Consider the following 20540-nt stretch of genomic DNA (forward strand, 5'->3'; position numbering starts at 1 on the left):
CGGGAATGATCATGAACAAACCTGTCGACACTCCATCTGACGTACTGGGCAACAGCACCGCCGCCCGCACGCCTTACGATCCCGCCTTCGATCCGCTGGTGGCCCAGCGTCCCGGCCACGGCAATGCCTACGCGCCCACCTACTGGATCGGCACGGCCGGCGAGCCGCCGGCCGACGACGGCCCCATCACGCATGACATCGACGTCGACGTGGCCATCATCGGCTCGGGTTTTACCGGTCTCTCCTGCGCCATCTTCCTGGCCCAGGAACACGGCATCAAGGCCACCGTGCTGGAAGCGAACCGGGTCAGCTGGGGCTGCAGCACGCGCAACGGCGGCCAGGCGCAATGCACGACGGGCCGTCTGAAACGCTCGCAGTGGATAGACCGCTACGGCCTGGACACGGCCCTGAAACTGCACACGGAAGTGTGCGACGCGATGCAAACGTTCAAGAAGATCACGGCCGACATCGATTGCGAGCCGCAGCCGGGCGGCCACCTGTACATCGCCCACAAGGCGAAAGCCATGCCCGCCCTGATCAAGGAAGCAAAGCTCATGCGTGAGGTCTTCAAGTACGACGCCCGCATCCTCGACGCCGACACCGTCAAGCGCGAATTCGTCGACGACAAGGAAGCGGCCGGCGCGCTGCACGAGCCGGAAGGCATCGGCATCCACGCGGGCAAGCTGGCGTTTGGCTACCTGCGCAAGGCGCGCGCGCTGGGCGCCAAGGTGCATCCATCCAGTCCCGTGATGGGCTGGGAAACGCGCAACGGCGTGCATTATCTGCAAACGCCAGGCGGCGTGGTGCGCGCCCGTGCCGTGGCCGTGGCCACGGGCGGCTACACCTCGCCGCATCTGCATCCGCAAGTGAAGAACCGCTTGCTGCCTATCCTGTCCAACTCGCTCGTCACGCGTCCGTTGACCCCGGCGGAAATCGAGGCATGCAATTTCCGCACCCACCAGGTGATCACGGATACGCGTATTTTGCGCCATTACTATCGCTTGATGCCGGACAACCGCGTGCAGATCGGCAGCCGCAGCGCCATTACGGGCGCCGACGCGCCGGACGACAAATACAAACAGTTTTTGATCAACGATCTGCACCGCAAGTTCCCCGCGCTGACCGGTATTCCCATCGATTACTCGTGGTGGGGCTGGGTCGACGTCAGCCACGACATGATGCCGCGCATCGTGCAGCCGGACCCGAAGCAGTCGATCTTCTATTCGCTCGGTTACGGCGGCAACGGCGTCATGTATTCGGCGCAGGCAGGGCGGCGCATGGCCGAGCGCATCGCGGGCAAGGCCAGCGACACGGGCTTGCCGATCTTCAATTCGAAACTGCCGTACCCGAACATGATGGAACTGGTCGAGTCGCAAGCCTTCGCACCGTTCCGCCGCCTGGGCCAGCGCTTCCTGTACCGCTGGTATCACTTGAAGGATGAAGTGTTTTAAATAGCAGTAGCCGTACTAAGCCGCCGCATGGTTGACAAAGAGCAAACAGCGGCGCCTCCCGAAAGGGATGAGATTGCCCGCACGTTCACACATAACAATAAACTTGGAGTGAGACATGAACACAAATACGAGCAAAACGGTTTTTTCAACGATGCGCCGCGCCGTCCTCGGCACCCTGGTGCTGGGCGTGGCCCTTGCGTCCAGCGGTACGGTCTTTGCGCAAGGCAAGGAAGTGACGATTGCCTACCAGGAAATCAACGGTCCCTTCCTGGTGGCGATTGCCAGCGGCGAAGTGGAAAAAACCACCGGCTATAAAATCAACTGGCGCAAGTTCGATTCGGGCGCCAAGGTGGCCACCGGCATGGCGTCGGGCGACGTGCAGATCGGCGTCATCGGTTCGAGCCCCCTGACGGCGGCCGTCAGCCGCGGCGTCGATCTGCAGCTGTTCTGGATCATCGACGACATCAACGAAGCCGAAGCGATGGTGGCCCGCAATGGCGCCGGCATCAGCAAGCCCACCGACTTGCGCGGCAAGAAGATCGCCGTGCCGTTTGTTTCCACCACGCACTTCCACACCATGTTCGCGCTGGAAACGTGGGGCATCAAGCCATCCGAAGTCAAGCTGCTCAATATGCAGCCGAACCAGATCGCCGCCGCCTGGGAACGCGGCGACATCGATGCCGCCTTCGTGTGGGACCCGGCCTTGAGCAAACTCAAGCAAAACGGCAAGGTGCTCGTCACGTCCGGCGAACTGAGCAAGAAGGGCAAGGCCACGTTTGACGGCATGGCCGTCGAGCGCGCCTGGGGCGAAGCGAACGCCGACTTCATGGCCAAGTTCGTCAAGGTGATGGCCGCGGCCGACGCCGACTACCGCGCCAATCCGAAAGCGTGGACCATCGATTCCCCGCAAGTCAAAGCCAACGTCAAGCATTCGGGCGCGGCTGCCAAGGACGTGGCCGCTTCCGTGGCCCTGTACGCCTACCCATCGTTGCAGGAGCAGGCCTCGCCGGCCTGGCTCGGTGGCGGCGCGAAGGGCGGCGTGGCGCAAGCCTTGCTGGCCACGGCGCAATTTTTGAAGGGCGAAGGCAAGATCGACACCCTGGCAACAGATTACGCCAAGTATGTGACACCCAGGTATGCACAGGCCGCCGGCCTGCTGAAGTAAACGGTGGCGTGTCGGCGCGCTTGCGGGCGCGCCGACACGAACACAATGCGTTGAACTGAAGTTACTACACCTATGCGGGGATACGATGGAAAACCTGTACGTCAAGGATGTCAGCGTAATTTATCCGGGCAAGACGGCCGGTGAACGCGTACATGCCTTAAATAATATCAATCTCACCATCAATAGCGGCGACTTCGTCGTCGCGCTCGGTGCTTCCGGTTGCGGCAAGACAACCTTGCTGAGCCTGATGGCGGGTTTTATTGCCCCGTCCAAGGGCGAAATCATGCTCGGGGATAATAAAGTCGAAGGGCCGGGCGCCGACCGTGGCGTGGTGTTCCAGAAACATGCCTTGCTGCCATGGCTGAACGTGATGGAAAACGTGGAATTCGGCTTGAAACTGCAAGGCGTGGCGAAAGCCGTGCGGCGCGAACAGGCGGCGAAAAACCTGGCGCTGGTCGGCTTGAAGGACTTTCACGACAATATGATTTATCAATTGTCGGGCGGCATGCAGCAAAGGGTGGGCATCGCCCGCGCCCTGACCAGCAATCCCGCCATGCTGCTGATGGATGAGCCGATGGCGGCGCTCGACGCGCTGACGCGCGAAACCATCCAGGAATTGCTGCTCGATATCTGGGCCAAGTCCAGCACCATGTTCTTCTTCATTACCCACAGCGTCGACGAGGCGCTGTTCCTGGCGAACCGGCTGATCGTCATGTCGCCCCGTCCGGGCCGCATCACGCATACCTACGAACTCGATTTCAACAAGCGCTTCCTCGAATGCCGCGATGCGCGCGCCGTGAAATCGAGCCCGGACTTCATCAAGATGCGCGAAACAGTGCTCAACATCATTTATGGCGACGAGCGCGCAGTCAATAAAGAGCTGGAGGTGTCCCATGCATAGCCCATCCGTCGTGGGATTTCCTCCCACCACCGCCAAGCGCGCCGGTTTCTTTGGCCGTCTGTTCGCTCCCCGCTGCGCCATGCCTGGCGAAGCGTTCGGCGCGCCGGGGCAGGGCAATTCCAGCCGCATCGCCAGCGTTACCGTCATCGCCGTGCTGTTGCTGTGGTTTGGCGTGACGGCCAGCGGCATGGTGAAACCCTTATTTTTACCATCGCCGCAAGCCGTCTATGAGAAATTCATCATGGCGGCCACCACCGGCTTCGGCGGTGCCACTTTGTGGGAACACACGGTCGCCAGCCTGGTGCGCGTCTTCGGTGCCTTCGGCCTGGCTTGCTTGCTGGCCATTCCCATCGGCGTGATGATGGGCGTCAATCGCGTGGCACGCGGCATCTTCGATCCCTTGATCGAGTTCTACCGCCCGCTGCCGCCGCTCGCTTACTTGCCACTGGTTATCATCTGGTTCGGCATCGGCGAATTTTCGAAGGTTTACCTGATCTTCCTGGCCATCTTCGCGCCGATGGCGATCGCTGCCCGCGCCGGCGTCAGTTCGGTGTCGCTGGAGCAGATCCACGCGGCCTATTCGATGGGTGCCACGCGTTTCCAGGTCATCGTGCATGTGATTCTGCGTGCCGCCATCCCGGAAATTCTCACCGGCATGCGCATCGGCATCGGCGTGGGCTGGACCACCTTGGTGGCGGGCGAAATGGTGGCAGCCACGCGCGGCCTCGGCTACATGGTGCTGAGCGCTTCCGAGTTCCTCGCCAGCGACGTGGTGATCATGGGAATTATCGTGATCGGTTTCTTTGCTTTCCTGTTTGATTTGATGATGCGCTACCTCGAACGTACCCTCGTGCCATGGAAGGGCAAGGTGTAAGACGTTCCCGGGAGTGGCGCGCACGCCACAAGTGTTGCCGCCGCTCCCTTTTTTTCAAGCTGCAATAACTCAGCAATACCCCGTACGTATTCTCCAGCGCGCTTGCCCTACGGCTGGCGCGCCGGGCCGCTGCATTTCCAGATTGACTTATGGCATGCAGCCAACCAGACTGATTTGATGATGTATCGATGCTGCTTGACGGTGTTGCCCCAATAAAACAAAGCCGCGCGGCAGAAACAAGCCGCAGCAGGCGAGGGCGCACCGAGCTTCAGATATTACTAGGAGACAAAAATGATTAGCGACAACCACAATAATACCGGCTTGCAGCACTCGCTCAAGCAACGCCACATGAGCATGATCGCCATCGGCGGCGTGATCGGCGCCGGCCTCTTTGTCGGCAGCGGCGTCATCGCCAAGGCCGCCGGCCCGGCCGCCATCCTTTCCTTCCTGCTCACGGGCGGCCTGGTCGTCCTGATCATGCGCATGCTGGGCGAGCTGGCCTCGTCCCTGCCCGTGGTCGGCTCCTTTTACGAATACGCGCGCCTGGCCTTCGATGACAAGCCGAAAGTATCGAAATTCCTCGGCTTCATGAGCGGCTGGATGTACTGGTATTTCTGGGTCGTCGTGGTCGCCCTGGAAGCCATCGCCGGCGCCAAGCTGGTCAACTTCTGGCTGCCCGAGGTGCCGTCGTGGGCTATCAGCCTGGTGCTGCTGGTATCGATGACCATCCTGAACCTGTTTTCGGTGAAAGCGTTTGGCGAATTCGAATTCTGGTTCGCCTCGATCAAGGTGGTCGCCATCGTCGTCTTCCTGTTTGTCGGCGCCTTGTTCATCACGGGCAGCTTGCCCAACAGCATCCCAAGCCTGGGCTTTTTGACCAGCAATGGCGGCTTCATGCCGCACGGCTGGGGCCCTGTGCTCAGTGGCGCCGTCGCTGCCACGGCCTTTTATTCGGGCGCCGAGATCGTCACCATCGCCGCCGCCGAAACGTCGGACCCGGCCAAGGCCATTGCCCGCGCCACCAATTCCGTCATCACGCGCGTGCTGATGTTTTATGTGGGGTCCATGTTTGTCGTCGTCTGCATCGTGCCCTGGGATTCGCCGGCCATCGCCACGCCGTTCGTCAGCGCCCTGACGGTCATGAACATTCCCTACGCGGCCCACATCATGAACGCCATCATTTTGACGGCCGTGCTGTCGGCCCTCAATTCCAGCCTGTACGCCTCCTCGCGCATGATCTTCGCGCTGACGCGCCGCGGCGACGCGCCGACCGGCCTGGTCAAGCTGAGCAAGAATGGCGTGCCGATTCGCGCCATCCTGTTCAGCACCCTGTTCGCCTATTTCGCCATTGCCGTATCGTATGTGTCGGCTGACCTGGTCTTCCCCTTCATCGTCAATTCCTACGGCATCCTGATCCTGTTTGTCTACCTGCTCATTGCGATATCTCAATTGCGCCTGCGCCGCCGGCTGGAACGCGAATGTCCCGAACGCATCAAAGTGCGCATGTGGCTGTTCCCCTACCTGACGTATTTCACCATCATCGCCATGCTGGTGATCCTCGGGGCCATGAGCGTGTCGTCCGATACGGAGCAGCGTGTGTCGTTCTGGTTCGGCCTGTTGAGCGTGGTCATCATGAGCGTCATGTATTACATCAAGAAGCTGGTCAACGATGACCGCAACGGCGGCGAAGCAGCCGACACCAAAGTGGAGCTCAAACATGTCTGACACAACTTTGTTGCCTGCAAGCCGGCGCCGCTTCCTGCGCACCACGGCCGCCCTGGGCGCCGCCGCCGTGGCCGGCCCAGCCTTGGCGGAGTCCGTCACTTTGCCGTTTGAAAACGGCGAGCGCGAACTGGTGGCCTTCCCGCAAAAGCGTCCGCTGATCTTGCTGACCAGCCGTCCGCCCCAGCTGGAAACGCCGTTCAGCGTCTTCAATGAAGGCGCGATTACCCCCAACGATGCGTTTTTCGTGCGCTATCACTGGAGCGGCTTGCCTACCAGCATCGATGGCGACAGCTACCGCTTGCGCATCGCCGGCCTGGTGAAAACGCCGCTGGAACTGTCGCTGGCCGAGCTGAAAAAACTGGCCGAGCCCGTCGATGTGGTGGCCGTGACGCAGTGCTCGGGCAACAGCCGCGGCTTCTTCGCCCCGCGCGCGAATGGCGGGCAGCTGGGCAATGGCGCCATGGGCAATGCCCGCTGGACGGGCATCCCCCTGAAAACCGTGCTGGAAAAGGCCGGCATCGCCGCCAGCGCCGTGCAAGTGGCTTTCAATGGCATGGAAACGCCGCCCGTGGGCGACGGCCCCGATTTTCAGAAAGCCTTGTCCGTCGAGCACATCATGGCCGGCGACGTGCTGCTGGCCTGGGCCATGAATGGCGAAGACATTCCCTTCCTCAACGGCTACCCGCTGCGCCTGATCGTGCCCGGCTATTACGGCACTTACTGGGTCAAGCACCTGAGCGACATCAGCGTGCTCGCCAAGCCCTTCGACGGCTTCTGGATGAGCACGGGTTACCGCATCCCCGACAATGGTTCCGGTTTCATCGAGCCGGGTACACCGGTGGGCAAGACGACGCCCATCAGCCGCCTCAACGTGCGCTCCTTTATTACCAGCGTGCAAGATGGCGCGCAGGTAAAAGCGGGGCGCGACCTGGCCTTGCGCGGCATCGCTTTCGATGGCGGCCAGGGCATCAGCGAAGTGGCGGTGTCGCTTGATGGTGGCCACAGCTGGCAGGAAGCAAAGCTGGGCCAGGACCTGGGGCGCTTCTCGTTCCGTGTATGGACGATGGTCCTGAAGGCGCCGCGCAAGGGCAAGCATGTGCTGATGGTGCGCGCCGTCAACCGCATCGGCCAGAGCCAACCGATGAAAGCCCTGTGGAATCCCATGGGTTATATGCGCAACGTGGTGGAAACCACGCGCATCGACGCAGTGTAAGGAGAACCATATGAAGATCTTGTTTGCCGCGCTGGCACTGTCGGCGGCGGGCAGCGCCTGCGCGCTGGAAATCCATTTGCCACCGGAAACGGCGACTTACAAAGCCAGCGAATTGCCCGGCTACCAGCTGGTGCAGCGCAACTGCATGACCTGCCACGCGGCCCAGTATGCATCGAGCCAGCCGCCTGCCTCGCCGCGCGCCTACTGGGAAGCGACCGTCAAGAAGATGAAAAAGCCGTTCGGCGCCCAGTTTGACGATGCGGACATGCCGGCCATGGTCGACTACCTGGTGAAAACCTATGGCGCGGAGCGGGGCGCCGCCGCACCTGCCGCGGCCGTGGCCAGGCCAGCCGCAGCGGCTGTCCCGGCCGCCAGCGGCAAGGATGTCAACACCTTGCTGGCGGCGAATGGCTGCATGGCATGCCATGCCCTCGACCAGAAAGTGGTCGGCCCGGGTTTTACCGAGGTGGCAGCCAGATACAAGGGCAAGGATGGCGTCGCTGCCGTGGCGGCGAACATCCGCAGTGGCGGCGCCGGCAAATGGGGCCCCGTGCCCATGCCGCCATTCAGCCAGCTCAGTGCAGCCGATGCGGCGACCCTGGCGAAATACGTGCTGTCCAGATAGCGCCTGGCCAGAGCAGTGCAGTAGCGCACTTCCGCTCTTCTTTCTCTCCACAGGCCTGCAACACCTCAACCCCTGGCTGAGGTGTTGCAGGCCTGCTACGCCGGTGTTCCTCGCGTAAATTTAAGCGGCCGCCCATCCCCGTACCGCATCGTCAAAAATAATTTATATATCAATATTCATGTATTGGAAATCAATTTTCGCAAGTGTGTGACATACCAAGGCGCCAAAAGAAAGTGTGTCGTGGAAGTCGTATCCTCGTATGGAAAAAATAACATTGTTTTGTATTGCAGTAATGCTAATGCCTTGCCAAATTGCCAAATGTGGTGCGTGCGAGGACTAGCATGTCGATAGGGATGGTATTGCAATATTGTTGCGGTGAGACAACGAATTTTTCAGTTGAAACGCGCATTTTCATGGAAGTTTCCTGATTTTAGGGCTGTCGCCATTGAGGTCGCACCAATGTGGTGAACGAGGTCATCAGATAGGTATTTTCTCGTCTGGCAAGGGGCTAGAATGGATCAATGTTGCTGAACGGAACTTAATTTTTCAGTTGCCATCAAATTTAACATTGATGTCAAAAAATACTCCCGTTTCAGCTTTTGTATTCCCCCGTTGATGCAGCCGGAAGCGGTGTGCCTGGCGCGGGCGCGCCGCCAGAAAGGATGACCTTGAACACCAAATTACTTCCGCTGACCTTGCTGCTGTTGATCCAGAACGCGTACGCTGTCGATCCCCCCAGCGCAGGCAGCCAGCTGCAGCAGATTCCCGTCGCGCCCCAGTTGCCGAAGGCGCCGCCGGCCATCCGCGTGCAACAGGGCAATGTACCGGCCACCACGGTGGGCGATACCACGCGCATCACGGTACAGCGCCTGCAGGTGACGGCGCCGCCCGTGTTTACCGAGAGCGAACTGATCGCCAGCACGGGTTTCGTGCCGGGCAGCGAGCTGACCCTGGGCGAGCTGCGCGCCATGGCGTCAAAAATTGCCAGCTATTACCAGCAGCGTGGCTATTTCCTGGCGCAAGCGTATCTGCCGGCGCAGGATATCGAGGATGGCGTGGTGCAAATCAGCGTGCTGCCGGGCCAGTATGGGCAAGTGCAGCTACGCAACCAGAGCAAGTTGTCCGACGGCCTGGCCGGCACGATATTGGCCGGTCTCGACGGGCAAGTGATTTCCACGCCGCCGCTGGAGCGGCGCTTGCTGCTGCTGTCGGACTTGCCGGGCGTGCAGGTCAGCTCGACCCTGGCGCCGGGGGCCTCGCTGGGCGCGTCCGACCTGATCGTCGACGTGCAGCCGGGATCGCGTTTCAACGGCAGCATCGACGTCGATAACCAGGGCAACCGCTACACGGGTCGCAACCGCATCGGCGCCACCTTGAACATCAATGAACTGGCCGGCATCGGCGACGTGGCCAGCGTGCGCGCGTTTACCTCGGCCGACGGCTTGAACTACGGCCGCCTGGCGTATCAGGGCCAGGCCGGTTTGCTGCGCCTGGGCGGCGCCTACACGTATATGGATTACAAGCTGGGCAAGGAATTTGCCGTGCTCGATGCCAAGGGCACGGCGAAGATCGCCAGCGCGTATGGCAGTTATCCGATGATCCGCTCGCGCAGCAGCAACCTGTATGCGCAAGTCAGCTACGACGACAAGACCTTCCAGGACCGCACGGAATCGACGGGCAGCGTCAACGACAAGAAAGCCAAGGTCTGGCTGTTCAATCTCAACGGTGATAGCAAAGATAGCGTGGGTGGCGGTGGCATCAGCAATTATTCGCTGACCTACACCACCGGCAAGATCGACATCGAATCGCCGGAGGCGCGTCTGATCGACAGGCTGACGGTGAAGAGCAACGGCCACTTCAACAAGCTCGCTTTCAATGCGGCGCGCCTGCAAAGCCTGGGCGGCGAGACCAGTTTGTTCGGCAGCCTCAGCGGCCAGGCGGCGTCGAAAAATCTCGACGTGTCGGAAAAGATGGGCATCGGCGGCATGGGCGGCGTGCGCGCCTATCCGGGCGGCGAGGCGTATGGCGACCAGGGCTATGTGCTGAATCTGGAACTGCGGCAGAACCTGACGGCCGTCCCTGCGTTTACATCCTTGCCCGGTCAGTTGCAGGTGCTGGCCTTTGCCGACACGGGTACCGTCAAGCTGAACCGCGACGCCTGGAGCGCCGGCGAGAACCGCCGCACCCTGAGCGGCGCCGGCGTGGGCGTGACGTGGACGGGTGCCAACGCGCTCGTCCTGAAAGCGTATTACGCACACAAGCTGGGCAATGCCAAGGCGACGTCCGCACCGGACTCCGCCGGCCGCTTCTGGCTGCAAGCAGTCAAGTACTTCTAATTAATACAAGCTAAAAAATCAGGACACCGCCATGAACCGCATCTACCGCTCCATCTGGAACCAGGCCACGGGCGCTTACGCCGCCGTGTCCGAAAACGTCAAATCGGCCGGCAAGCGCTCGATGCCAGGATGCAGCGGAGGCGGGGCGCATTTCGCCTTGACCAGCATGGCGGCGGCGCTGCTGCTGGGCTACGGCAGTCTGGCGCTGGCGGGGCCGGCGGGCGGCACGGTGGTGGCGGGCCAGGCCAGCATCACCGGTGCGCCAGGTTCGACGGTGATCAAGCAGGGCAGCCAGAACGCGGTGATCAACTGGGCCAACTTCAATATCAACAAGGGCGAGTCGGTGCAATTCGTGCAGCCGAACAGCAATGCGGTGGCGTTGAACCGCGTGCTGGGCAGCGATGGCACGACCATCCTCGGCAACTTGTCGGCTAACGGCAAGGTCTTTATTGTCAACCCGAACGGCGTGCTGTTCGGCCAGGGAGCCTCGGTCAACACGGCGGGCCTGGTGGCCTCGACCCTGGACATTTCGAATAGCGATTTCATGTCGGGCAAGTACCAATTTAGCGGCAATGGCACAGGTAAAGTCCTGAACCAGGGTTCGATCAGCGCGCCGGGCGGCTATGTGGCCTTGCTGGGCGCCAACGTGTCGAACGAGGGCACGATCCAGGCACGCCTGGGTTCGGTGGCCCTGGCGGCGGGCCGCGCCATCACCCTCGACGTGGCGGGCGACGGCTTGCTCAATGTCGCCGTCAACGCGGGCGCCGTGGGCGCTTTGGTCAGCAATGGCGGCATGATCAAGGCTGACGGCGGCAGCGTACTCTTGAGCGCGCAGGCGGCCGGCGACTTGCTGAAAACCGTCGTCAACAACACGGGCGTGATCGAGGCGCAGACGATCGACACGCGCAGCGGCACGATCAAGTTGCTAGGCGACATGCAGAGCGGCACGGTCAACGCGGGCGGCACGCTGGACGCCAGCGCGCCCCTGACGGGCAATGGCGGCTTTGTCGACACCTCGGCCGCGCACGTGAAGATCGATGATGCGCTGAAGGTGACGACGGCGTCGAACAAGGGCCTGTCAGGCACCTGGCTGATCGATCCCACGGACTTCAATATCGCCGTCTCCGGCGGCGACATGACGGGCACCTTCCTCAGCAATTCCTTGAAGTCCGGCAACGTGCAGATCCAGAGCGTATCGGGTGCCGGCGGTACGCAAGGCAACATCAACGTCAACGATAACGTCAATTGGTCGGCCAACAAGCTGACCCTGACGGCGCAAAACAATATCAATATCAACAAGGCCATGCGCGGCTCGGGCACGGCCAGCCTGGCGCTGGAATACGGCCAGAGTGCCGTCGCCGCCAGCAATCTGTTCACCTACAACGTCAAGGCGGAAGTCGATCTGCCATCGGGCAATAACTTCAGTACCAAGCTGGGCAGCGATGGCGGCGTGACCGTGCATCAGGTCATCAACAGCCTCGGCGCCTTCAACAGCACTACCGGCAACGACGTGCAGGGCCTGGAGGGCAATTTGTCCGGCAACTATGTGCTGGGCAGCAATATCGACGCGCGCGCCACGGGCAGCTGGGAGAGTGGCAAGGGATTTATGCCTATCGGCAATGATACGACACCATTCACGGGCACGCTCGATGGCCTGGGCCATGAAATCATCGGGTTGACGATCAACCGTCCGGAAATGGCCATCGGTATGTTCGGCAATATCGGCACGGGCGGGGCGGTGCGCAACATGGGCTTGGGCAACGTCAGCGTTGCAGGGTCGGTAGCTGCCTATGCCAGTAGTAGCTACGCCGGCATCGGTGCGCTGGCCGCCGTTAATAATGGCAAGATCGATAACGTTTATAGCAGCGGCGCCGTGCATGGTTCTGGCTATATCAACATGGGCGCGCTGGTGGGCACCAACGCGGGCACGATCAGCAACAGCCGCGCGGCAGGCACGGTCGTTGCCGGTGCTTTTGGCGCGGCAGGCGGCCTGGTGGGCGAGAACGCGGCGGGCGGCTTCATCAAGAACAGTTCCAGCGCCGTGGCTGCCACATCCACCAATTATTTCGCTGGCGGCCTGGCCGTCTACAACCGAGGCACGATCAGCGACAGCTATGCCACGGGCGCCGTCAGCGTTGGCGGCACGGGCGGCAGCTATGGCGGCGGCCTGGCGGCCATTAACACGGGCGAAGGCACGGTCACGAACAGCTATGCGACGGGCAATGTCACGGGAGCTTCCGGCCTGGGTGGCTTGCTGGGGCGGATAGAAAGCGGCGCGGTAACGAACAGCTATGCCACCGGCAATGTGACCGGGACGAATAATCTCGGCGGCCTGGTTGGCGTGTCCGCCGGTCCGATAAGCAACAGCTATGCCACCGGCAATGTGACGGGCAACTCCACCGTGGGCGGCGTGGTGGGCTACAACATTGGTGTTGCCCTCACCAATGCATATTATTCGGGCAAGCTCACGACGACCGGCATTAATAACGGCGCTATTGTTGGCGATCACAATGGTGGTTCCATTGTCAATGCCTACTTCAACAGCACGCTGAATCCGGCGGCAACTGCCGTTGGCCATGTAGGCAATGGTGCAACTACCGTTGCCCAAGGCCTGACCAGCGCGCAGATGTTGCAAGGTAGTAATTTCGCAGGTTTCAATTTCACCACCACGGCCGGCGCGGCAGGCAACAACTGGGTGATCGTCAGCGGCGACGGTTCCATCAATGGCGCCAGCGCCGGCACGCGCCCCATGCTGGCGTCGGAATGGTCGAACACCATCAATTCCACGCACCAGTTGCAATTGATGGCGATGAGCAAGGCCGCCAGCTACACGCTGGGCAGCAGCTTCAGCGCAGCCAGCACGGCCGCGAACGGCAATGACGTGTGGGGCAGTACGGGCTTCATCCCGGTCGGCACGGCCGGGTCGGCCTTCACGGGTAGCCTCGACGGCACCGGGCATATTGTTTCCAACCTCAATATTATCAAGTCGGGCGTGGCGGGCGTGGGCTTGTTTGGCGTCGTCGGCAGCGGCGGCGTGATCGCCAATGTGGGCTTGTCTGGTGGCACGATCAGCGGTGGCGACAATACGGGCGCCCTGGTCGGCACGAATGGCGGCAGCGTCAGCGGCAGCTTTGCCACCAGCGCCGTCACGGGCGCCAACAATGTCGGCGGCCTGGTGGGCAGCAACACTGGCACGGGCACCATCAAGGATAGCTATGCCAGCGGCGTGGTGACTGGCAGCAGCGGCGCGGGCGGCTTGGTGGGCAGCAACAGCGGCACCGTCGCCACCAGCTATGCGAATGGCAGCGTGAGCGGCGCCGGCGGCGGCCTGGTCGGCACGGGCACAGGCAGCGTCACGGGCAGTTACTGGGATAGCACTGCCAGTGGCAAGGCAACGAGCGCGGGCGGCACGGACCTGACCACGAGCGGGCTCAAGACGCTGTCGAACTATACGGGCGCAGGCTGGGATCTGGGCCAGATGTGGGTCGCCTACGATGGCCAGAGTGCGCCTTTCCTGCGTTCGTTCATGCAGCAGATCGCCGTGCGCGTTTCTTACGACAGCAAGGTGTATGACGGAGTGGCCTACGCTGGCGGCAGCAATAGCGTCACATATTCGAACACGGTGGCAGGCGCCGATCTGCTCGGTACGCTCGTGTATGTAGGCAATGCCACAGGTGCCGTGAATGCGGGCACGTATGGCGTGTCGGCCAGCGGCTTGTATGCCACGGGCGGGCAGTCCGGCTATGCGATCAGCTATATCGATGGCGGCCTGGTGATCACGCAGCGCCAGCTCAGCCTGAACGGCGCCGGCGCCGGCAACAAGGTCTATGACGGCAACACCACCGCCATCATCAGCGGCGGCACGTTGGCGGGCCTGTTGGCTGGGGATCTTGGCAATGTCAACCTGCTCTCGTTGTTGGGGACCTATGCCAGCAAGAATGTCGGCAATGGCATCGCCGTGAATGCGACTGCCACCCTCGGCGGCAGCGCAGCCGGCAACTATATCTTGGCGCCGCTGACTGGCGTGAGTGGCAACATCACGCCGGCGACGATTAGCAGCATCAGCGGCATCCTGGCCGGCAGCAAGGTCTACGACGGCTTGACTGGCGCTGCGCTCGACACCAGCGCGGCTGTATTAGCCGGCAAGATCGGCAGTGATGCGCTGACGTTGAGCGGCACGGGCACTTTCGACAACAAGAATGCCGGCAGCGGGAAAACAGTCAGCATCAGCGGTTTGTTCCTGGGCGGCGCCGATGCAGGCAACTATATCCTTGCCGGCACGACGGGTAGCGCCCTGGCCGATATCACGGCCAAGGCCCTGACCATCACGGGTGTCACCACCAGCAACCGCGTGTATGACGGCACGCGCAATGCGGCCCTGTCCGGCGGTACCCTGAGTGGCCTGGTAGGCGGGGAAACCCTGGGCCTGTCCAGTTTGAGCGGCGTGTTCGCCGACAAGAATGTGGGCACGGGCAAGAGCGTGAGCTTGAGCGGCGCCACGCTGGTCGATGGCACTGGGCTGGCCAGCAACTATACGGTCAGCAATCCGGGCGCCCTGACGGCCGATATCAGCAAGGCAACCATCAGCAGCGTGACGAACATCACGGCAAACAGCAAGGTGTATGACGCCAACACCAAGGCCACCATCAATGCAGGCGGCGCCACGTTCAATGGCATGTTCAGCGGCGACAGCCTGTCGTTCAGCGCGACGACGGCCACGTTTGCCGACAAGAACGTCGGTAGCGGCAAGACAGTCGCCGTGAGCGGCATCGCCCTGGCCGGCACGGATGCGGGCAATTACAATCTGACGCTCAGCACCGGCAGCGGCAGCGGCGATATCACGCCGAAGGCGCTGACGATCACCGGCATGTCGGCCGTCAATAAAGTCTACGATGGCAACACCAAGGCGACCTTGTCGGGCGGTTCGATCAGCGGCCTGGTCGGTTCGGAAACGCTGGGCGTGACGGGACTTTCAGCAAGTTTTTCCGACAAGAATGCCGGCACCGGCAAAACCGTCATCGCCAGCGGCTCGACCCTGGTCAATGGCGGCAATGGCGGCCTCGCCAGCAACTATACGATCAGCAACCCAAGCGGACTGAGCGCAAACATCACGCCCAAGGCGCTGACGGTGACGGGTATGACGGCCAGCAACAAAGTCTATGACGGCCTGCTCGACGCGACCTTGTCCGGCGGAAGTCTGTCGGGTCTGGTCAGCGGTGAAACGCTGCTGCTGTCCGGCGCAACGGGCGTGTTCAGCGACAAAAACGCAGGCAGCAACAAAACCATCGTCGTCAGCGGCAGCAGCCTGGCCGACGGCACGGGGCTGGCCAGCAATTACACGGTCAGCAATCCGACCACCGTGAAGGCCGGCATCACGCAAAAAGCCTTGACGGTGAGCGGCGTGCTGGCCAGCGACAAGACCTACGACGGCAATACCAAGGCCAGCCTGTCGGGCGGTACCCTGGATGGCCTGGTGGGCGGTGAAACACTGGGATTGACGGGGCAGGTGGGCAGTTTCAGTGACCAGAACGCGGGCACGGGCAAGGCCGTCGCGGTGACGGGCGCGACCCTGGTCGATGGCACTGGGCTGGCCAGCAATTATTCGGTCAGCAACGCCACCGGCGTGACGGCCACTATTGCGCAAAAGGCGTTGACCGTCAGCGGCGTGAGCGCGAGCAACCGCGTGTATGACGGCACGCTCGATGTGGTCTTGTCGGGCGGCGCCTTGAGCGGCTTGGTCGGCATGGAAACGCTGAGCTTGAATCTGGCGAACCAGACAGGCGCCTTCAGCGACAAGAACGCGGGCAGCAACAAGGTGGTCAATGTCACGGGTGCGACGGTCACGGACGGCACTGGCCTGGCCAGCAACTATGCCTTCAGCAATGCCAGCGGAGTGACGGCCACTATCACGCCGAAAGCGTTGACGGTGACGGGCGTGACGGCGGCGAGCCGGGACTATGACGGCACGCAGCAGGCTGCACTGTCGGGCGGCGTCTTGAGCGGCTTGGTCGGCATGGAAACGCTGAGCTTGAATCTGGCGAACCAGACAGGCGCCTTCAGCGACAAGAACGCGGGCAGCAACAAGGTGGTCAATGTCACGGGCGCGACGGTCACGGACGGCACTGGCCTGGCCAGCAACTATGCCTTCAGCAATGCCAGCGGAGTGACGGCCACTATCACGCCGAAGGCGTTGACGGTGACGGGCGTGACGGCGGCGAGCCGGGACTATGACGGCACGCAGCAGGCTGCGCTGTCGGGCGGCGTCCTGAGCGGCTTGGTCGGCATGGAAACGCTGAGCTTGAATCTGGCGAACCAGACAGGCGCCTTCAGCGACAAGAACGCGGGCAGCAACAAGGTGGTCAATGTCACGGGCGCGACGGTCACGGACGGCACTGGCCTGGTCAGCAACTATGCCTTCAGCAATGCCAGCGGGGTGCGGGCCGATATCGGCAAGGTGTCCATCAGTGCCATTGCCGGTATCGTGGCAGCGAACAAGGTGTATGACGGTGGCACGGCGGCCAGCCTGAACCTGGCGGGCGCCAGTTTCAATGGCATGGTGGCCGGCGACGCCTTGAGCCTGGCCAGCGGCCCCGTCCTTGGCACATTCAGCGACAAGAATGCGGCGCTGGGCAAGACCGTGGCCATCAGCGGTCTGGGCCTGGCCGGTGCCGATGCGGGTAACTATGTGCTGGCCAGCAGCCAGGCCAGCACCACGGCCGATATCACGCCAGCCACCCTGACGGTCAGCGCCAGCGGCGTCAACAAAGTGTATGACGCCACCACGAATGCCGCCGTCTCCTTGCGCGACAACCGCATCGGTAATGACCAGCTGAGTATTGCCAGCAATGGCGCCAGTTTCAGCGACAAGAATGCGGGCGTGGGCAAGACGGTGACGGTGGCAGGCATAAGCCTGAGCGGCACGGATGCGGGCAATTACGTGGTCAACACCAGCGCCAGCACCACGGCCACGATCTCGCAGGCAGCGCTGACGGTCAAAGTCGATAACACTGAAAAAGACCAGGGACGCGTCAACCCCGACTTCAGCGCCGGCTACAGCGGCCTGCTCGGTGGCGACACGGTGGCCGCCGAAGTGAGCGGCAACCTGGCGTTCAGCACGCCGGCGACGACGGCATCCGCGGCCGGCAATTATCTGGTCTCGGCATCGGGCCAGGCGTCGAACAATTACGCCTTGAACTATGTGGACGGCGTGCTGAAAGTCAAGCCGACGGAAGCGCTGCAAAGCGCAGTCGCCAGCGTGATCGCGGCCGTTGCCGTGGCACCGTCGCAGGGCAATATGGTGCAGGCAGACATGATCGTCAGTGGCGAATCGGCACCAGGCAAGCCCGCCACCACGCAGGAGGCGCCGCGCGAGGGAGATACGGGTAACGCAGGCAGCGCGCCGGTGGTGCAACTGGCCAGCAACGTCGTCAGCAATGTCCTGCCAGGCCTGCGCTTGAGCGTGGTCGACAGCGGCCTGCGCCTGCCGACCGAAGCTGGCGGCAACACGCGCCAGGAAAGCCAGTAAAGCCCGCTGCGTCACCCGATGGTGGCGTCGGAGTGCCGCTTCGTGTTTCGAAGCGGCATTTTTTATGCCGTCGCGTCGTCGCAACAGTTTTATAATGGCTGCACCATCCTCCGTCAGAAGAGCAGTGCTGAACAGAAAGTACCATCGCATGACATCCCATTTCATCGGCGTGGCCGGCTTGCCACGCGCTGGCTCCACCTTGCTGTGCCAATTGCTGGCGCAGCATCCCGACCTGCATTGCGAAGGCAATAGCTCCCCCCTGTGCAACACCTTGCTGGGCATGCGGCGCATGGTCAGCGACGATTCTTTTTTCCTGTCGCAGCTCGACAGCACCTTCGACGCCAGCTATGGCCATCTGAAAACGGCCATGCAGGGCTTCCTGCGCGGCTGGTACCAGGATTGCGGCAAGCAGGGTGTGGTGGACAAGAACCGCGCCTGGCTGCATTGCGTGGAGATGCTGCTGCAACTCGCGCCGGAAGCGAAAGTCATCGTCTGTGTGCGCGAACTGGGCCAGGTCTACGGCTCCATCGAAGCGCAGCACCAGCGCACCATCCTGCTCGATTTTATCGACCACCTGGCCGATTTTGACCGTCTGGGCCGTGCCGACATGCTGTTTGCCAAGGATCGCACCATAGGCGCGCCCTTGAGCTCGCTGCACGCCGTGCTGGACCTGCCGCTCGAGGTGCAGAAAAAGCTGTATTTCGTGCGTTTCGAAGACTTGATGGCGCGGCCGGTGGAATGCATGTCGCACCTGTATGCGTGGCTGGGCCTGGCGCCATGGCAGATCGATCCGCATCATCTGGCCGTGGGGATACAGGAAAGCGACAGCCATTACCGCATGAAATACACGCACCGCCAGCAGGCGACCATCAGCGCGCCCAGGCCGCATGCGATACCGCCGCGCATCCAGGCGCAAATCGAGGAGGCGTACGGCTGGTTTTATGAACTGTATTATCCGCAACACCAGCGCGCGGCAACGCCATCGGCCTGAAAACACCTGCGGCAGTGCTAATACCACTTGCCGCACCGCTGCCGGCGCGGTATTGCCGGCAGCTGGCGCAAATCCTCCTTTTTTCTCTTCCCTTACTCTTTGCCTGGCGCGCTGTAGCCGTACCGACTGAAGTCACTGGTATTGTAAAAAACACCGTTATATAAAACCACTTGACTACCAATTTTCGGCGTCGCATTCTCTGTGCAGAAAGCCGATGCTGCGCTGTGCTTTCTTTACGTACAACATAAAAAGCTACTTCGATAGTTTTCGTATAACGTTCAGGAGACAATGTGAAAACACGGCAATCAAGCCGGCTGGCTACGCCATTCATGGCTGGCCTGCTGGGCAGCGCGCTGCTCGCTTGCGGCGGCAATTCCACCACCGAACCCCCATCGACCCTGCTGGCCGCGACCACTGCCAGCGACAGTTGCGCGGCCTGGAGCGCCAGCGCCGTCTACACGGCAGGGCAGTGCGCCGTGTACGACGGCAAGGTGTACCGGGCCAAATGGTGGGTGCAGGGCACGGTGCCGGGCAACGACCAGTGGGGGCCGTGGAGCCTCGATACCACCACCCCGACTCCAACGCCGACACCGACGCCCACCCCGACACCGACACCCACGCCAGGCGTGCCCACCAAAGCCCAGGCCGAGGCCAACGAGGCGGCGCTGACGAACAATGATTTCTTCCGCAAGGTCAAGGCCTCGATCCGCACTTTGGGCAATGCGGCCGTCGAAGCCGTGCAGCCTGGCCTGGCCGGCAATCCGCTCAACGTCAAGCGCGTCGAACGCCTGCTGCCGGCGGCGAAGTGGGATTACTATTTTGCCGCGCGCGACGCCAGCTATACCTATCAGCGCTTCCTGCAAGCCGTGGCCAAGTTCCCCGCCGTGTGCGACGACTACGGCGACGGGCGCAATGCGGACGCCATCTGCCGCCACAGCCTGGCCACCATGTTTGCCCACTTCGGCCAGGAAACGGGCGACCATAACGCCAGCAGCCCCTTGCCGCAATGGCGCCAGGGCTTGAAGTATCTGCGCGAACTGGGCTGCGACGAGACGGGCGCCGGCTGCGGCTACAACATCGAGTGCGCCGACCCCGTCTTCAACAAGGTCTGGACCTGCGGCACCAATGCCGACGGCAGCTTCAAGAAATACTTTGGCCGCGGCGCCAAGCAGCTGTCGTACAACTACAACTACGGTCCGTTTTCGCAAGCCATGCATGACGGCGATCAAACGGTGCTGCTGAAAAACCCGGACCTCGTCGCCTCGACCTGGCTGAACCTGGCCTCGGCCACGTTCTTCTTTGTCTATCCGCAACCGCCGAAACCGTCGATGCTGCATGTGCTGGACGGTACCTGGGTGCCGAACGCGGCCGATACGACAGCCGGTGCGGGCAATAACTTTGCCACCACCATCATGATCATCAATGCCGAGTGCGGGCAGGGCACGGAAAAGCAGGCCGCACAAAACCGCATCGATTACTACAAGCAATTTGCCGCCGACATGGGCTGGGATTATTCCGGCGAACAATTGTCTTGCGCCAACATGCAACGTTTCACCCCGGCCAGTTCCGCTTCCTACAACATCTATTGGGAAAAGAACTGGAGCTCGGGTGGCGACAACCAATGCCAGCTGGTCAGCTATCAAACCCCGTACAGCGCCTTGCTGGCCGGGAACTACGTGAAATGCGTGGAAGCCAACTGGAATGTGAAGTTGCAGTAACAGCAAGCGCAGGATA

11 protein-coding genes are annotated in these 20540 nt (G+C 61.9%); all 11 read left to right on the top strand.

The window, feature by feature from the left end; translation table 11 throughout:
* The first annotated feature begins 11 nt into the window (after positions 1-11).
* The 11 genes from C8C92_RS10400 (at position 12) to C8C92_RS10450 (ending at position 20524) form a co-directional block, all read left to right on the top strand.
* The gene (locus C8C92_RS10400; RefSeq protein ID WP_116745917.1) at positions 12-1451 is read left to right on the top strand and encodes an FAD-dependent oxidoreductase; all 1440 of its coding nucleotides are present in this window, start codon (positions 12-14) and stop codon (positions 1449-1451) included.
* 115 nt (positions 1452-1566) lie between these two features.
* Positions 1567-2616: a taurine ABC transporter substrate-binding protein gene (gene tauA / locus C8C92_RS10405; protein WP_207780990.1), complete on the top strand. Its 1050-nt coding sequence runs from the start codon at positions 1567-1569 to the stop codon at positions 2614-2616.
* An 85-nt stretch (positions 2617-2701) separates the two neighbouring features.
* A complete protein-coding gene (locus C8C92_RS10410) occupies positions 2702-3517 on the top strand; it encodes a taurine ABC transporter ATP-binding protein (RefSeq protein ID WP_034788398.1) in 816 nt (271 codons plus the stop codon).
* Between the two features lie 79 nt (positions 3518-3596).
* Positions 3597-4391 (top strand): ABC transporter permease subunit, encoded by a 795-nt coding sequence (locus C8C92_RS10415; RefSeq protein WP_243420403.1) that lies wholly within the window; start codon positions 3597-3599, stop codon positions 4389-4391.
* 291 nt (positions 4392-4682) lie between these two features.
* Positions 4683-6116: an amino acid permease gene (locus C8C92_RS10420; protein ID WP_116743730.1), complete on the top strand. Its 1434-nt coding sequence runs from the start codon at positions 4683-4685 to the stop codon at positions 6114-6116.
* Entirely contained in the window at positions 6109-7329 is a 1221-nt protein-coding gene (locus tag C8C92_RS10425; RefSeq protein ID WP_116743731.1) for a molybdopterin-dependent oxidoreductase, read from the top strand. The genes C8C92_RS10420 and C8C92_RS10425 overlap by 8 nt, the downstream gene beginning before the upstream one ends.
* A gap of 10 nt (positions 7330-7339) precedes the next feature.
* The gene (locus C8C92_RS10430; protein WP_116743732.1) at positions 7340-7954 is read left to right on the top strand and encodes a c-type cytochrome; all 615 of its coding nucleotides are present in this window, start codon (positions 7340-7342) and stop codon (positions 7952-7954) included.
* 668 nt (positions 7955-8622) lie between these two features.
* Entirely contained in the window at positions 8623-10290 is a 1668-nt protein-coding gene (locus C8C92_RS10435) for a ShlB/FhaC/HecB family hemolysin secretion/activation protein (RefSeq protein ID WP_243420169.1), read from the top strand.
* Between the two features lie 31 nt (positions 10291-10321).
* Positions 10322-17815: a YDG domain-containing protein gene (locus C8C92_RS10440; protein WP_116745918.1), complete on the top strand. Its 7494-nt coding sequence runs from the start codon at positions 10322-10324 to the stop codon at positions 17813-17815.
* A gap of 148 nt (positions 17816-17963) precedes the next feature.
* Positions 17964-18806 carry a sulfotransferase gene (locus C8C92_RS10445; RefSeq protein ID WP_099759938.1) on the top strand — a complete coding sequence of 281 codons (843 nt, stop codon included), beginning with the start codon at positions 17964-17966 and terminating at the stop codon, positions 18804-18806.
* 290 nt (positions 18807-19096) lie between these two features.
* Positions 19097-20524: a glycoside hydrolase family 19 protein gene (locus tag C8C92_RS10450; protein ID WP_243420170.1), complete on the top strand. Its 1428-nt coding sequence runs from the start codon at positions 19097-19099 to the stop codon at positions 20522-20524.
* Positions 20525-20540: the final 16 nt, after the last annotated feature.

This window comes from Janthinobacterium sp. 78, from assembly GCF_003096775.1.
Taxonomy (GTDB): Bacteria; Pseudomonadota; Gammaproteobacteria; order Burkholderiales; family Burkholderiaceae_D; genus Janthinobacterium; species Janthinobacterium tructae.

Bases quoted from the DNA above. Each gene is read 5' to 3' on its own strand.
- C8C92_RS10400 (WP_116745917.1), top strand. From the start codon at position 12: ATGAACAAACCTGTCGACACTCCATCTGACGTACTGGGCAACAGCACC.
- tauA (WP_207780990.1), top strand. From the start codon at position 1,567: ATGAACACAAATACGAGCAAAACGGTTTTTTCAACGATGCGCCGCGCC.
- C8C92_RS10410 (WP_034788398.1), top strand. From the start codon at position 2,702: ATGGAAAACCTGTACGTCAAGGATGTCAGCGTAATTTATCCGGGCAAG.
- C8C92_RS10415 (WP_243420403.1), top strand. From the start codon at position 3,597: ATGCCTGGCGAAGCGTTCGGCGCGCCGGGGCAGGGCAATTCCAGCCGC.
- C8C92_RS10420 (WP_116743730.1), top strand. From the start codon at position 4,683: ATGATTAGCGACAACCACAATAATACCGGCTTGCAGCACTCGCTCAAG.
- C8C92_RS10425 (WP_116743731.1), top strand. From the start codon at position 6,109: ATGTCTGACACAACTTTGTTGCCTGCAAGCCGGCGCCGCTTCCTGCGC.
- C8C92_RS10430 (WP_116743732.1), top strand. From the start codon at position 7,340: ATGAAGATCTTGTTTGCCGCGCTGGCACTGTCGGCGGCGGGCAGCGCC.
- C8C92_RS10440 (WP_116745918.1), top strand. From the start codon at position 10,322: ATGAACCGCATCTACCGCTCCATCTGGAACCAGGCCACGGGCGCTTAC.
- C8C92_RS10445 (WP_099759938.1), top strand. From the start codon at position 17,964: ATGACATCCCATTTCATCGGCGTGGCCGGCTTGCCACGCGCTGGCTCC.